Origin of the sequence: Pandoraea apista (assembly GCF_001465595.2) — a bacterium.
Taxonomy (GTDB): Bacteria; Pseudomonadota; Gammaproteobacteria; order Burkholderiales; family Burkholderiaceae; genus Pandoraea; species Pandoraea apista.
In genome coordinates, this window is sequence record NZ_CP013481.2 from 812,676 (window position 1) to 826,685 (window position 14,010).

At 60.2% G+C, this 14,010-nt stretch carries 11 protein-coding genes; 8 read left to right on the top strand and 3 right to left on the bottom strand.

The genetic code is table 11. The features are described 5' to 3' along the window. Window positions 1-11 precede the first annotated feature (11 nt). Together AT395_RS03755 and AT395_RS03760 are read right to left on the bottom strand one after the other, a co-directional pair. On the bottom strand, window positions 12-875 hold the full coding sequence (locus AT395_RS03755; RefSeq protein ID WP_042113051.1) for a metal ABC transporter permease: 864 nt from the start codon (window positions 873-875) through the stop codon (window positions 12-14). Then, on the bottom strand, window positions 872-1,615 hold the full coding sequence (locus AT395_RS03760) for a metal ABC transporter ATP-binding protein (protein WP_048628018.1): 744 nt from the start codon (window positions 1,613-1,615) through the stop codon (window positions 872-874). The genes AT395_RS03755 and AT395_RS03760 overlap by 4 nt, the downstream gene beginning before the upstream one ends. 1,217 nt (window positions 1,616-2,832) lie before the next feature. Here AT395_RS03760 and AT395_RS03765 point away from each other — a divergent pair. From AT395_RS03765 to AT395_RS03780, 4 genes are read left to right on the top strand one after another with little or no spacing between them, the layout of a single operon-like run. After that, window positions 2,833-4,755: a PrkA family serine protein kinase gene (locus tag AT395_RS03765; RefSeq protein WP_042113048.1), complete on the top strand. Its 1,923-nt coding sequence runs from the start codon at window positions 2,833-2,835 to the stop codon at window positions 4,753-4,755. Between the two features lie 15 nt (window positions 4,756-4,770). After that, window positions 4,771-6,033, top strand: a complete 1,263-nt coding sequence (locus tag AT395_RS03770) for a YeaH/YhbH family protein (RefSeq protein ID WP_042113046.1) — start codon at window positions 4,771-4,773, stop codon at window positions 6,031-6,033. A gap of 46 nt (window positions 6,034-6,079) precedes the next feature. Further along, window positions 6,080-7,624 (top strand): SpoVR family protein, encoded by a 1,545-nt coding sequence (locus tag AT395_RS03775; RefSeq protein ID WP_042113045.1) that lies wholly within the window; start codon window positions 6,080-6,082, stop codon window positions 7,622-7,624. Continuing rightward, window positions 7,624-8,043: a VOC family protein gene (locus tag AT395_RS03780; protein WP_042113044.1), complete on the top strand. Its 420-nt coding sequence runs from the start codon at window positions 7,624-7,626 to the stop codon at window positions 8,041-8,043. Before AT395_RS03775 ends, AT395_RS03780 begins: the two co-directional genes overlap by 1 nt. 33 nt (window positions 8,044-8,076) lie before the next feature. Here AT395_RS03780 and AT395_RS03785 read toward each other — a convergent pair whose 3' ends face one another. Then, window positions 8,077-9,444, bottom strand: coding sequence for a GGDEF domain-containing protein (locus tag AT395_RS03785; RefSeq protein ID WP_048628017.1), 1,368 nt, complete (start codon window positions 9,442-9,444; stop codon window positions 8,077-8,079). An 885-nt stretch (window positions 9,445-10,329) separates the two neighbouring features. Here AT395_RS03785 and AT395_RS03790 point away from each other — a divergent pair. Genes AT395_RS03790 through AT395_RS03805 form a run of 4 tightly spaced genes read left to right on the top strand, consistent with a single transcriptional unit; the run spans window position 10,330 to window position 13,906 of the window. Further along, the gene (locus AT395_RS03790) at window positions 10,330-11,064 is read left to right on the top strand and encodes an ABC transporter permease (RefSeq protein ID WP_042113042.1); all 735 of its coding nucleotides are present in this window, start codon (window positions 10,330-10,332) and stop codon (window positions 11,062-11,064) included. A gap of 20 nt (window positions 11,065-11,084) precedes the next feature. Continuing rightward, window positions 11,085-12,017 (top strand): glycine betaine ABC transporter substrate-binding protein, encoded by a 933-nt coding sequence (locus AT395_RS03795; protein ID WP_104926744.1) that lies wholly within the window; start codon window positions 11,085-11,087, stop codon window positions 12,015-12,017. Between the two features lie 45 nt (window positions 12,018-12,062). Continuing rightward, window positions 12,063-12,710 carry an ABC transporter permease gene (locus AT395_RS03800; protein WP_048628016.1) on the top strand — a complete coding sequence of 216 codons (648 nt, stop codon included), beginning with the start codon at window positions 12,063-12,065 and terminating at the stop codon, window positions 12,708-12,710. After that, the gene (locus tag AT395_RS03805) at window positions 12,707-13,906 is read left to right on the top strand and encodes an osmoprotectant ABC transporter ATP-binding protein OsmV (RefSeq protein WP_048628015.1); all 1,200 of its coding nucleotides are present in this window, start codon (window positions 12,707-12,709) and stop codon (window positions 13,904-13,906) included. Before AT395_RS03800 ends, AT395_RS03805 begins: the two co-directional genes overlap by 4 nt. Window positions 13,907-14,010 lie beyond the last annotated feature (104 nt).

Sequence of the window (14,010 nt, forward strand, 5' to 3'; positions counted from 1 at the left end):
GTTTTCCTCTCTCAAAGCGCCGGAGCCTTCGCAGAACTTGCATGGCCCGGCGTGGCAAGCAGTGCGCCAAGATACGCAATGCCTGCCGTCAAAACGATGGCCGGTCCCGACGGACAGGCCAGGTAATACGAAATCAGCAGCCCGATCACACTGGAGGCGCTCGCGACCAGCCACGCCACGAGCAGCATGCCCGGCAGGGTGCGGGCGACCAATCGGGCGGTCGCCGCGGGGAGCATCATCAGTCCGACGGCCATGAGCGTGCCCATCGCCTGAAATCCCGCAACGAGGTTCATCACCGTCAACACGGTGAAGCCGAGGTGGTAGCGCATGACGCTCTTGCCCCGGCCCTGACCGAGGAAGGTCGGATCGGCGCTGTCCAGCACGAGGCCGCGATAATGCCACCCGAACCAGAGGAGCGTCACCGTTGCGATTGCGCCAACGAGGAGGAGCGACGGATCGTCTACCGCGAGCACCGAGCCGAAGAGCAAGTGCATCAGGTCGACGCTGTTGCCCCATTTCGAGACGATCACCACGCCACCGGCCAGCGCCAGCAGATAAAAGCCGGCAAACGACGCGCCTTCGTCGAGCCGCGTGCGCCGACTCGACAGCCCGGCAAGCAGTGCCACGAGCAAGCCGGCCACCATGCCGCCGCCTGCCATCCACGGGAGCGACAGCCCGCCGATCAGGTAGCCGACGGCGGCCCCCGGCAGTACCGCGTGCGAGAGCGAGTCGCCCATCAGGCTCATGCGGCGCAGCAGCAGGAACACGCCCACGGGCGTGCAGCCTATCGACAATGCGAGGCTGCCGACGAGGGCATGCCGCATGAAGTCGAATTCCGAGAAGGGGCCGACGAGCAGATCCAGTACCGCACTCATCGCTGGCCCCCTCGGGTTATCGGGGCCACGCCGGGCGCCGGCGTGCCGCCGTGGGCGAGGATGCCGGAGGACGAGGTGCCCGCAGTCCGGGTGGTGTAGCCGCCGATACCGGACAGGCCCATGTGCGTGCCGCCCGCCGTGTTCTCGGCAGACGGCAGGCCGGTGTGCAGGCACTCGGCCGGCGAGCCTGACGCGACGAGCCGTCCGGCCATCACGGCGACATGCGAGAATCGTTCGAACACGAGCGGCAGGTCGTGAAGCACCGTCACCACGGTGCGGCCCTCGTTGCGCCATTGATCCAGCAACGCGAGCAACAGTTCCGCCGACGGGACATCAATGCCTGTGAGTGGTTCATCCAGTAAAACGATGGGGGCGTCTTCCACGATCAGTCGTGCGAAGCGGGCGCGCTGCCATTGACCGCCCGACAGGACTTCCAGCGGTTGTGTGCACTTGTCCGCGAGGCCGACGCGAGCAAGGGCCTCGTGAGCGCGGTCGAATTCGTTGCGTCCGAGGCGGCGGGCGTCGCCTGTGCGCCGCCAGGTACCGGTCAGCACGTACTCCTCCACGCACATAGGGAATCGGTGATCGGTTTCGGGGCGTTGCGAGAGATAGGCCACCGGCCCGTCGCAGACGATCTTGCCCTTCGACACCTTCTGCAAGCCCGCGAGCGCGCGCAGCAGCGTAGTCTTGCCACCGCCGTTGGGGCCGACGACGGCAGAAAGCACGCCGGGCGCAAACATGGCGCTCACGCCTTCCAGTGCAGTAGTCGGTCCAAAGTGAACCGAGAGATCGTGGCAGCCGATCACGAGGCGACCCCCTTTAGCGCCCAATAAACGAGCGCCCAAAGCGGCACGAGCACGAACAATGTCAATGCTGTGCGTTCCCAGCCTGCAAGACGGTAGAGCCAAACGGAAAAACGGATCATGGGTGAGACGGGCGACGCCCAGACACAGATTGCAACTGTGTAATAAATGCAACAAAGTTGCATTATGGCATGAATTGACCCGTGACACGGCGGCGCTCGGTCGAGCGCACCGGATGCCGCTAAAGGGCCTGTGGAAGATACCGGGACACAAGGCGTTACATATCAGCGCAGCACATTTTAACGAACCGGCGTAACATGAGTTCAAGCCTGATCGACTGGCACGCTGTTCGCTTCATTCCAGAGATCGGCAATTTGCAAGGCATTGATGAGACGGTGGCATGATGCAGCGCGGCGATCCGAGTCAGAGCATCTGACGAGCGGTCTGGCGCTACCGGCAACCGTCGCCGCCGAGGAGGTTCGCCCCGTTCAGCTATCCGGCCGTCTTCGACTTTCCGCCCGCGACACCTTGCGCTGACGCATGATGATCGCACGACCTTCGCGACTTCGCGCAGTCGCGTCGCCTCGACAGGAAAGCACCTCGTCACGCGCCCACGTCTTCGCACTCGTCGACGTCGTCGGGCAGCCCACTTTTTTTCCGCGAAACATTGCACGTCGAGCTTCGAACGTCAGCAGGAAATTTTATCTGATAGATAGGATTCCTTAATTAATGGCGATGGCGTTGGAGCATCTCGGAATGCAGGCAAACCCGAATGCGCAATGCGTGTGAGAGCGCTCGAAAAGTCGCTTGATTTACGACGTATTACAGCCAACGTGCGCAATGCGTAGATGATGCGGAAACCCTTGTGGAATGCGGGTTATCGGCAATGCTTAGCGCTGCGGAAAATATCTAGCGACAGTTTTTTTGTTTGTGCATATGATGAGTTAACGGTTGCAATTTCCAGTGACAAGTTTAAAGTCAACCTAAACCGATTTTGAGTCGTTCATGTAAGGGAGGGGACAGTGCGGAAGGTTTCGCGAAAGTCGCTCCGGCATGCAGTGAGCCAGATCGAAACCATTGCGCAGTCATCCGGGTCTTAGGCAACAGAGCGGACATCGTTTTCGATGTTTTCCGATGAAGCGGGGGTGAGGCATATGGATATTTTCAGCCACTACACGACACGTTTCGAAGCACGCAGGGAAGAGGAATACAGCATCCAGGAATATCTGGAGATCTGTAAGAAGGACTCGACAGCGTATGCAACGGCAGCCGAGCGTATGCTGAGCGCCATCGGTGAGCCTGAGCTTATCGACACGCACCACGACCCGCGGCTCTCGCGGTTGTTCTCTAATAAGATCATCAAGATCTATCCTGCCTTCCGTGAGTTCTACGGCATGGAAGACACGATCGAGCAAATCGTCTCGTTCTTCAAACACGCCGCGCAAGGGCTCGAAGAGCGCAAACAGATCCTGTACCTGCTTGGCCCCCCGGGTGGCGGCAAGTCGTCGCTGGCCGAGAAGCTCAAGGCATTGATGGAAGATGTGCCCATTTACTGCCTGAAGGGATCGCCGGTGCACGAGTCGCCTCTGGGTCTGTTCTCGCCCGAGGAAGACGGCAAGATTCTGGAAGAGGACTTCGGCATTCCGGTGCGGTATCTCAACACGATCCCGTCGCCGTGGGCCACCAAGCGTCTGAACGAGTTCAACGGCGACATCACCAAGTTCCGCGTGGTGAAGGTGCGTCCGTCTGTGCTGCAACAGATCGCGATTGCGAAGACCGAGCCGGGAGACGAGAACAATCAGGACATTTCGTCGCTCGTCGGCAAGGTCGACATCCGGAAACTCGAGGAGTACCCGCAGGACGACCCGGACGCCTACTCGTATTCCGGCGGTCTGTGCCTGGCCAACCGCGGCCTGCTCGAATTCGTCGAAATGTTCAAGGCGCCGATCAAGGTGCTCCACCCGTTGCTGACCGCCACGCAGGAGGGCAACTACAAGGGCACGGAAGGGTTTGGCGCGATTCCGTTCGACGGTATCGTGCTCGCGCACTCGAACGAGGCCGAATGGCAGAGCTTCAAGGGCAATCGTAATAACGAGGCTTTCCTCGATCGTATCTATATCGTGAAGGTGCCGTACTGCCTGCGCGTGACCGACGAGGTGAAGATCTACGAGAAGCTCGTGAAGAACAGCTCGCTTGCCAACGCCCCCCGTGCGCCGAACGTGCTCAAGATGCTCGCGCAGTTCGCCGTGCTCACGCGATTGAAAGAGCCCGAGAATTCCAACATCTTCTCCAAGGTTCGTGTCTATGACGGTGAAAACCTCAAGGACATCGACCCCAAGGCCAAGTCGTATCAGGAGTATCGCGACTACGCCGGGGTGGACGAGGGGATGACGGGCATGTCCACGCGTTTCGCCTTCAAGGTCCTGTCGAAGGTCTTCAACTTCGATAACACCGAAGTGGCGGCCAACCCGGTGCACATGTTGTACGTACTCGAGCAGCAGATCGAGCGCGAACAGTACCCCGCCGAAGTCGAAAAGCGCTATCTCGCCTACATCAAGGAGTATCTGACCGCCCCGTTTGTCGAATTCATCGGCAAGGAGATTCAGACCGCGTATCTCGAGTCTTACTCGGAGTACGGCCAGAACATCTTCGATCGCTACGTGAATTTCGCGGATCTCTGGATTCAGGATCAGGAGTATCGCGATCCGAACACCGGCGAGATTCTCGATCGCAACGCGCTCAACGATGAACTGGAGAAGGTCGAGAAGCCGGCCGGGATCACCAACCCGAAAGACTTCCGCAACGAAATCGTCAACTTTGTCCTGCGTGCACGCGCCAACAACGCGGGCAAGAATCCGCTCTGGACGAGTTACGAAAAGTTGCGCGCCGTCATTGAGAAGCGCATGTTCTCGACGACCGAGGATTTGCTGCCGGTGATCTCGTTCAACGCGAAGTCGTCCAAAGAGGATCAGGAAAAGCACGCCAACTTTGTCAACCGAATGGTGGAAAAAGGCTATACCCCGAAGCAGGTCCGCCTGCTCGTGGAATGGTACCTGCGCGTGCGCAAATCCTCGTAACCAACCGGGGCCACTATGTCAGCAATCATCGACAGACGGCAAAACGGCAAGAACAAAAGCGCCATCAACCAGCAGCGATTCATCAAACGCTACCGCGACCAGATTCGACGCGCGGTCGCGAAGGCGGTGGGCGGGCGCAAGATTACCGATATCGATGGCAGCGGACAGGTCTCGATCCCGGTGAAGGACATTTCGGAGCCGTTGTTCCACCACGGGCCCGGCGGGCGGCGGGAGATGGTTCATCCCGGCAATCGCGAGTTCGTGGTGGGCGACAACTTCGAGCGTCCGCCGTCGGGCGCGGGGGGCGGCGGAAGCCGCGCCAGCGACTCGGGAGAGGGCGAGGACGACTTTGTCTTCAACCTCTCGCGCGAGGAGTTCCTGAAGTTCTTCTTCGAAGATATGGCGCTCCCGGATCTCGCCAAGCGACGTCTTGCGCAGATTCCGGAGTTCCGCAAGGTTCGCGCGGGCTATTCGATCGACGGCACGCCGTCGAACCTCAACGTCATCCGTACGATGCGAAGCTCGCTGGGCCGTCGCATCGCACTCACGGCACCCTATCGCAAGCAATTGCGCGAGCTTGAAGCCGAATACGCGGACCTCGTCTCGCGTGAAGGCGATACGTCGCCGCGCGCCCTGGCGCTGGCGCACGAGATCACGCATCTTCGCACTCGCGTAGAAGCCATTCCGTACATCGAGAAGCTCGATCTGCGCTACTCGAACCGGGTCATGCAGCCGCGTCCGCAGGCCCAGGCCGTGATGTTCTGCCTGATGGACGTATCCGGCTCGATGGACCAGAGCCGTAAAGATCTCGCCAAGCGCTTCTTCATGCTGCTCTATCTGTTTCTGCGGCATAACTACGAACGCATCGATCTGGTCCTCATCCGGCACCACACCACGGCGAAGGAGGTCAACGAAGACGACTTCTTCTATGCACGCGAATCGGGCGGCACGGTGGTCTCGAGCGCGCTCAAGCTGATGACGGAAATCATCGCGGATCGCTACTCGCCGAGCGACTGGAATATCTACGGGGCACAGGTGTCCGATGGCGATAACTGGGACGGGGATTCGCCCATCTGCCGCGACATCCTGAATCAGACGATCATGCCTGCGGTGCAGTACTTCGCGTATGTGGAGGTGGCCAGCGCCGAGCCACAGAATCTGTGGAACGAATACCTGTCGGTCAAGCAGCAGCATCCGAATTTCGCGATGCAGCGCATTATGGAAGCCGCCGAGATTTACCCGGTGCTGCACGACCTGTTCAAGAAGAAGGCGGCCTGAAAACGGTCCCGCGTCGATACCCTAACGAGGGCAACGAGGACGCATCATGGCGTATATATCCACCGGATCGGAATGGACCTTTGAACTGATTCAACGTTACGAGCACGAGATCGCGCGTATCGCGGCGGACTTCAGGCTCGACACGTATCCGAATCAGATCGAGATCATCACCGCCGAGCAGATGCTCGACGCCTACGCGACCGTGGGTCTGCCCATCGGCTATCACCACTGGTCGTACGGCAAGCATTTCCTGTCTTCCGAGCGCGGTTACAAGCGCGGACAGATGGGGCTTGCGTACGAGATCGTCATCAATTCGAACCCCTGCATCGCGTATCTGATGGAGGAGAACAGCATGACCATGCAGGCGCTGACCATCGCGCACGCCAGCTACGGTCACAACTCATTCTTCAAAGGCAATTACCTCTTCCGTACCTGGACGAGTGCCGACGCCATCGTCGATTACCTGCTGTTCGCGCGCAACTACATCACCGAGTGCGAGCAGCGTTATGGCGAACAGGCGGTCGAACTGCTGCTCGACTCCTGCCACGCGCTCATGAACTACGGGGTTGATCGTTACAAGCGGCCGAAGCGGCTGTCTCTCGCGCAGGAGCAGGCGCGTCAGAAGGAGCGCGAGAACTATCTGCAATTGCAGATCAACGATCTGTGGCGCACGCTGCCGCATCACGCCCTGCACGATGACGACGAGGACGACGGCCTCGACCCCTCCGAATCTGACGACCCGCGTTTTCCCGGCGAGCCGCAAGAGAACCTGCTGTACTTCTTCGAGAAGAACGCGCCTAAGCTGGCTCCGTGGCAGCGCGAGATCGTGCGCATCGTGCGCAAGCTCGCGCAGTACTTCTATCCGCAGCGTCAGACCAAGGTGATGAACGAGGGCTGGGCAACGTTCTGGCACTACACGATCCTGCAACAGCTCTACAAAGAGAAGCTCGTCAACGACGCGTTCATGATGGAGTTCCTGCACGCGCATACGAATGTGGTTTATCAGCCGTCGTTCGACAGTCCGTACTACAGCGGCCTGAACCCCTATGCATTGGGTTTCGCGATGTTTCAGGACATTCGCCGCATGTGCGAGCAGCCGACCGACGAAGACCGGCAGTGGGCTCCGGACATTGCGGGCTCCGACTGGCTGACCACGCTCGACTTCGCCATGCGTAACTTCAAAGACGAGAGCTTTATCCAGCAGTTCCTCTCGCCGAAGGTCATTCGCGACCTGAAACTCTTCTCAGTGCTGGACGACGACCGCGACAGCCGTTTGCGCGTGACGGCCATTCACAACGACAGCGGCTATCGCGAAATCCGCGAGATGCTCGCGCAGCAGTACAACCTTAGCCAGCTCGAACCGAACATTCAGGTCTCGCATGTGGATCTGCACGGCGATCGGTCGCTTACGCTGCGGCACGTACAGAGCGATCGCAAGCCGCTGGACGAGGGCTTCGAGGAGGTGCTCAAGCATGTGGCGCGTTTGTGGGGTTTCACCGTGCGGCTCGAGACGGTATTCGAGGACGGACGCAGCGAGATGACGCACGAGACCAAGGTCGAGAAGCGGCGGCGATATGCGTTGAGCGCGTGATGAAGATTCCGTTCGTCGCACTCGATCATGTGGTGCTGCGCACCAACGACATCGCCCGGCTCCAGCATTTCTACATCGATGTGCTCGGCTGCACGCTGGAAAAGGTGCAAGCTGATATCGGGCTCGTGCAATTGCGTGCGGGCGACGCCTTGATCGACCTTGTCGACGTGGCCGGTCAGATCGGTCGGCAGGGTGGGGTGGGCCCGGGGCCGGAAGGGCACAATCTCGATCACTTCTGTTTGCGTGTCGAGCCGTTCGACGAAGAGGCGATTCGGCAGGGACTGGCCTCGCATGGCGTAACGCTGGGCGAGGTCGTGCAGCGCTACGGCGCGCACGGCGAAGGGCCATCGTGCTATCTCACCGATCCGGACGGCAATACTGTCGAACTCAAGGGGCCACCGTCCCGTGCGAGCCGCTAGGCGCGTACGTTGTCGCGCCAGGCCGGCGCGAGCTTATGCCGCCATCTGACCCAGCACGCTCTGATCCCGTCCCTTGTGCTTGGCCTGATAAAGGGCCTTGTCCGCACGCTCGAGCATGGCGCTGATCACGAGCGGTTCGCTCGGTTGCCATGACGCAATGCCCACGCTGATCGTGATGGCCTCACCCCCGTCTCGCGCACTTTGCGGAAGCAGTTCCGTGCTCGCACGCTTGACCGATTCGCGAATGCGATCGGCTACGCGAAGCGCGGCATGCTGATCGATCTCCGGAAGGACCACGGCAAATTCTTCTCCTCCCAGACGCACCGCGAAATCGCTCGGCAACCGAATGCAATGCTGAATCGTATTGGCGATACGCTGAAGCACTGCGTCGCCAAACGGATGCCCGTAGCGGTCGTTGACCTGCTTGAAGAAATCGATGTCGATCAACAGGATCGAGAGGGGTATCGCACGCTGCTGAACGCGCTCGGCGATGAGGCGAATGCGATTGTCGAAGTAACGCCGGTTGTAGATGTGCGTGAGCGGATCGATGAAGACCTTCTCGACAAGATCCGTGTTCGTGAGGGCAAGCGATTGATACTGTCGCGTGATTTCCCACACCAGGGCGAGCGTGGCGACACCGGGTGATGCCAGGGCGAGAAGGCGGGCTGCGTACCATTGATAGGAGGCTTCGCTCGGTGCCGTCAGCGACAGCAGCAACTGACAGAGCGAGATGGTGACGACGACCCACACAAGCAGGAACAGTTTGTGCGACAGGCGCGTGACAGCCGCGATACGCCACCACAACGCAACGTAGACGACGAAGAGCGTGCCAAGGGCGAGGGTTTCGATGCCCACGCCGCCGGCCAGACGCGGCGTAACGAGCGTGCGTCCCGCGCCGATCAGCGAGAGAGAGACCGTCACCCAGATGATGAGCACGACCGCACCGTAGCGCGCGGCTTCCGAATAACCGGGGCGCGTGTGAGGGTCGGTGCGTGTGAGCGAATAACTGCGTACGCTCAGCATCACATACACTGCGAAGCTGGCCTCCGCCATGAGCCAGAGCCAGAAGGGCGCGCGCGTGACGTGCGTGGAGATGCCCGCGAGTTGATTCGCGAGCAACACGCCTTCGGTGAACATGAAAAGACCGCGCAGCAGGAAGGCACAGCCGAATTGTGCGAAGTATCGTTTTCCGTTGTAGAGATACTGCACGCCGAGCAGACAGGCCGTCGACAAATTGAGAATGCCGCCGGCAGAGACGAGGAAGAACGTCAGCAACGGGTTCACGGCGCCTTCGAGAGCGCGAGCGAGAAACCCGGCGAGGGTGAGCGCGGCACACGCCACCAAGATCGTGGTCGCGGCAACGCGATTGCCATGTTCGGTACGGCTGATGGTACTTTTCATAGTTGTTATTCGCCGATCATCGACCTCGTGCCTCGCGCACGATCGCCTTTTTACCGTTCAACTATCGCATCCGAAACTGGCCGCAAGATCATAGCCTCGCGTTACCGTCCCGTTTCCCCGAATTCACGCTAAATAGTTGAAAACTAAGATAAACATCGGAGAATACACGAGTTTCTCCGGGTTGGCATCCGTTTCGATCAAGGGACTCCAATTTCCCCTTCGACCGACCAAAACATGCGGATTTCAGACGATTTTTGCACCGTTTTCGGGCGTGCAAAAACGCTTCGTTCCTACTCGGAAAATAATTTTCTGCGGCACATTGATCCGCTATGCGAAACATCGAAATAGCAGATTTCGGGACGGCGTCAACGTCACGGTCGCAACCCCAGTGATGACGGGGGATTTCGGAGTGTGCAATTAATTCGGTATCCGATTTATATGAGGAATGTGCCGTGTAATATCGTGTAAATGCATGGGATTTATCGTGATGAACGGGTTACGGGTTGGCATCGACGCGCCATCTGTACTAGAATAAAAAAAGCCAATCGCCGTGATTGGCCCATAGAAACAGAAGCAAAAGCATCGCCGGTGTTCCTCGTTGCGCCGGTGATCGGTTCCATCACGCAATGAGTTTGTGCTGTAAAACACTCGCGCGTTTTCAATAAGCGTGCACCGAGAGGCCCAGGCGCCCACGGCGTCGAAAGCTTGTCTCTCATGTCGCATTCGCGACGCCTGGTTCGTCACCGTTGTCTTCCACAGACCTTCGGAGCGAACACTTCACAATTCGCAAGGCAGCTAACAGTTGTCATGCTTGTTTGACCGCGTTGTCTGGCGGGGCGATTGCTATTGCCTCGCGACGGCGCTGCCAACCCATTCAAAGGGAGCATGAACGTGGCGAAGCAGTATCGCATTCTCTATCTGGCCGGCTTCGGACTGCTCGGTGTGGCCGCAGCAGTGACCGGTCTGGTGTATTGGCTGGGCGTGGACACGCTCGCCAAATACCGGGGCGACCTGGTGTACTACACCCAACAGCATCTCAAGCTCGTGGCGATATCGATGGCGATGGCCATCGCGGTCGGCGTGCCCGCGGGGGTGCTGATTTCACGCCCGAAGTTCGAAAAGCACGCCGAGCGCGCCGTGCAGATTTTCAATATCGGCAACACGCTGCCCTCGCTGGCCGTGCTGGCGTTATCGATGGCAGTCCTTGGCATCGGTGACCGCCCCGCCATTCTGGCGCTGTGGCTCGCGTCGCTGCTGCCGATCGTGCGCAATGCCTACGAAGGCTTGCGGCAGGTGCCGCCCGCGTTGCGGGAATCGGCGCGCGGCATGGGCATGACGCCGGCGCAAGTGCTGTTCCGCGTCGATCTGCCCAACGCGATGCCGGTCATCGTCGGCGGTATTCGCACGTCGCTCGCGATCAATGTCGGCACTGCGCCGCTGGCCTTTCTGATCGGCGCAGACAGTCTGGGGCAATTGATCTTCCCGGGCATCTATCTGAACGACCAGACGAAGCTGCTTCTCGGCGCCGGCGGGACCGCGCTGCTCGCGCTCGTACTCGACGGCATTGTCGCCGTCACGAGCGGGCTCTGGTTCGCACGTCACGGCGCCCCCGCGCGCTAAGACAAAGGAGACCCACACGTATGCAAGTTTCATTTCTTCGTACGCTCGCCGGTGTCATGCCGCGCTGGATGCGGCTGCTAAGTGCAGTCTGTGTCGCGCTTGGCGTGATGGCGGCGGGCGCGACCGCACACGCCGCGACGCTCACTATCGGCGGCAAGAACTTCACCGAACAGTTGATTCTCTCGGAGATGACGGCGCAATACCTGCGCAGCAAAGGGTATGACGTCGAACTCAAGAACGGCCTGGGCAGCGTAGTTATGCGCCAGGGCATGGAGAGCAATCAGCTCGATATCGTCTGGGAATACACCGGCACCTCGCTGATCGTCTACAACAAGGTCACCGAGAAGCTCGATCCGGAGCAGACCTACGAGCGTGTGAAGGAACTCGACGGCAAGATCGGCATCGTCTGGCTCAACCCGTCGGCGCTGAATAATACCTATGCCTTCGCCATGCCGGGCAAGATCGCCCGCGAAGAGGGGGTGGAGACGGTTTCGCAGCTCATCGACAGATTCCGGGCAAATCCGAAGATGCAGTTCGCTTTCGACATGGAGTTCGTCGGCCGCTCCGATGGTCTTGGGCCGATGGAACAGCTCTACGATTTCCATCTCGATCGTCCCAACATCAAGCAGATGGACCCGGGCCTCGTCTACACGGCGCTCAGGAACGAGCAGATCGATGCCGGTCTGGTCTACACCAGCGACGGTCGCAATAAAGGTTTCGATCTGAAAGTGCTGACCGACGACAAAGGGTTCTTCCCGGCCTATGCGGCCACGCCCGTGGTGCGCAAGGAAGTGCTCGATGCCAACCCCCAACTTGCCGACGAGCTCAATGCGCTGTCCGCAAAGATCAACAGCGAGAACATGAGCGACATGAACGCGAAGGTCGACATCGACCATCGAGCCGTGTCGCGTGTGGCGAGCGACTTCCTCAAGCAGGAAGGACTGGTGCAGTGATGGCGATGCCGTTGTTGCCCGCGATGTTACTGACTGAGGAGTCCCATGATTGAATTTCTGACGCATAACTGGCACCGCCTCCTGACCCTGACGGGGCAGCATGCGTGGCTGGTGGCCGCATCGGTCGGGGCGGCCATCGTGGTTGGCGTGCCGCTGGGCGTGCTGGTCACGCGTTTTCGCTGGCTGTCGGGCGCGGTGCTTGGCCTGGCGACCGTTGTTCTCACCATTCCGTCGATCGCGCTGTTCGGTCTGATGATCCCGGTTCTGTCGGTCTACGGCATGGGCATCGGACCAGCCCCGGCCGTGGCCGCCGTCTTTCTGTACTCGTTGCTGCCGATCATGCGCAACACCAGTCTCGCGCTGCGGCAGATCGACCCGAGCATTCGCGAAGCGGGTATCGGCATTGGCATGACGTTCTGGCAGCGTTTGCGCCTGGTGGAATTGCCGCTGGCCGTGCCGGTGGTACTGGGCGGCGTGCGCACCGCCGTTGTGATGAATATTGGCGTGATGGCGATTGGCGCCATCGTCGGGGCCGGCGGTCTCGGGGTGTTGATCACCCAGGGGATTAGCCAGAGCGATACCCGGCAGCTCGTCGTGGGTGCGGTGTTGGTGAGTTTGCTCGCCATCGTGGCCGACATCCTGTTGCACCGCCTGCAGCGTGTGCTGACACCGAAAGGAATCCGAACCGTATGATTACACTCGACAATCTCACCAAAAGCTTCGTCCAGAAGGACGGCACGCCTGTGACCGCCGTTAATTCGGTCAGCCTTGAAGTGCCGCCCGGCGAAATCTGCGTCTTCCTCGGCCCGTCGGGCTGCGGCAAGACGACCACCCTCAAGATGATCAACCGGCTGATCAAGCCGACGTCCGGACGCATTCTGCTCAACGGCGAAGACACCGGCAATATCGACGAAATCGAATTGCGTCGTCACATCGGGTACGTGATCCAGCAGATCGGTCTGTTCCCGAACATGACCATCGAGGAGAACATCACCGTCGTGCCGCGCCTGCTCGGTTGGGACAAGAAGCGTTGCAGGGAGCGCGCGACCGAACTCATGGCGATGGTGGCGCTCGATCCGAAGCGCTATCTGTCTCGGTATCCGCGCGAGCTGTCGGGCGGGCAGCAGCAGCGAATCGGCGTGATTCGTGCGCTGGCCGCCGATCCCCCTGTGCTGCTGATGGACGAACCGTTCGGCGCGGTCGATCCGATCAACCGCGAATCGATTCAGAACGAGTTTTTCCAGATGCAGCGGCAACTGGGCAAGACCGTCATCATGGTCAGCCACGATATCGACGAAGCGATCAAGCTGGCCGACCGTATCGCGATCTTCCGTCAGGGGCGTCTGGTGCAATACGCCCAACCCGATGCGCTGCTGGCGCGTCCGATCGACGAGTTCGTGGCGAGCTTCGTGGGACATGACCGAATTCTGAAGCGTCTGTTGCTGGTGCGAGCCGAGGACGCGGCCACGCCGCAGCCGACCGTCAAGCCGCAGACCACGCTGGCCGAAGCCTATGGTTTGATGGACGAACTCGACACGCGCTCGCTGGTCGTAGTCGACGAGAATGCGCGCGCGCTGGGTTACATTGCGCGTCGCGATACGCGCCATGCGCAGGGAACGTGCGGTGAGCGGGTGCGCGACTTCAAGGCGTCGGCGGTGGCGGCCGATAACCTGCGAGTGTTGCTCTCGCGCATGTACGAGCACAATCTGGCGTCGCTGCCGGTGCTGGGCGATGACAATCAGTATCTCGGCGAGGTGACGCAGGATTCCATCGCCGACTATCTGAGTTCGGGCAAGTCGCGCGGTAATGGCGGCGGCACCATCATCACCGCGCCGCTGCCCGGCGCGTCCAGCGTGGTCGCCAGCGTTCCGTTCGGGGCGTCGGTGTAAGCGGGCCGGCATCCCGAAGCGCTTGCGCGTCGGGGCGTTGGGATGTTGGGACGTCGGGACGTTAGGACGTTAGGGGCGTCGATCGGACGAACGTCGCGGATGTT

Excerpts from the sequence above, each read along its gene's own strand:
- AT395_RS03755 (WP_042113051.1), bottom strand. The coding sequence starts at position 875 with ATGAGTGCGGTACTGGATCTGCTCGTCGGCCCCTTCTCGGAATTCGAC.
- AT395_RS03760 (WP_048628018.1), bottom strand. The coding sequence starts at position 1,615 with ATGTTTGCGCCCGGCGTGCTTTCTGCCGTCGTCGGCCCCAACGGCGGT.
- AT395_RS03765 (WP_042113048.1), top strand. The coding sequence starts at position 2,833 with ATGGATATTTTCAGCCACTACACGACACGTTTCGAAGCACGCAGGGAA.
- AT395_RS03770 (WP_042113046.1), top strand. The coding sequence starts at position 4,771 with ATGTCAGCAATCATCGACAGACGGCAAAACGGCAAGAACAAAAGCGCC.
- AT395_RS03775 (WP_042113045.1), top strand. The coding sequence starts at position 6,080 with ATGGCGTATATATCCACCGGATCGGAATGGACCTTTGAACTGATTCAA.
- AT395_RS03780 (WP_042113044.1), top strand. The coding sequence starts at position 7,624 with ATGAAGATTCCGTTCGTCGCACTCGATCATGTGGTGCTGCGCACCAAC.
- AT395_RS03785 (WP_048628017.1), bottom strand. The coding sequence starts at position 9,444 with ATGAAAAGTACCATCAGCCGTACCGAACATGGCAATCGCGTTGCCGCG.
- AT395_RS03790 (WP_042113042.1), top strand. The coding sequence starts at position 10,330 with ATGAACGTGGCGAAGCAGTATCGCATTCTCTATCTGGCCGGCTTCGGA.
- AT395_RS03795 (WP_104926744.1), top strand. The coding sequence starts at position 11,085 with ATGCAAGTTTCATTTCTTCGTACGCTCGCCGGTGTCATGCCGCGCTGG.
- AT395_RS03800 (WP_048628016.1), top strand. The coding sequence starts at position 12,063 with ATGATTGAATTTCTGACGCATAACTGGCACCGCCTCCTGACCCTGACG.
- AT395_RS03805 (WP_048628015.1), top strand. The coding sequence starts at position 12,707 with ATGATTACACTCGACAATCTCACCAAAAGCTTCGTCCAGAAGGACGGC.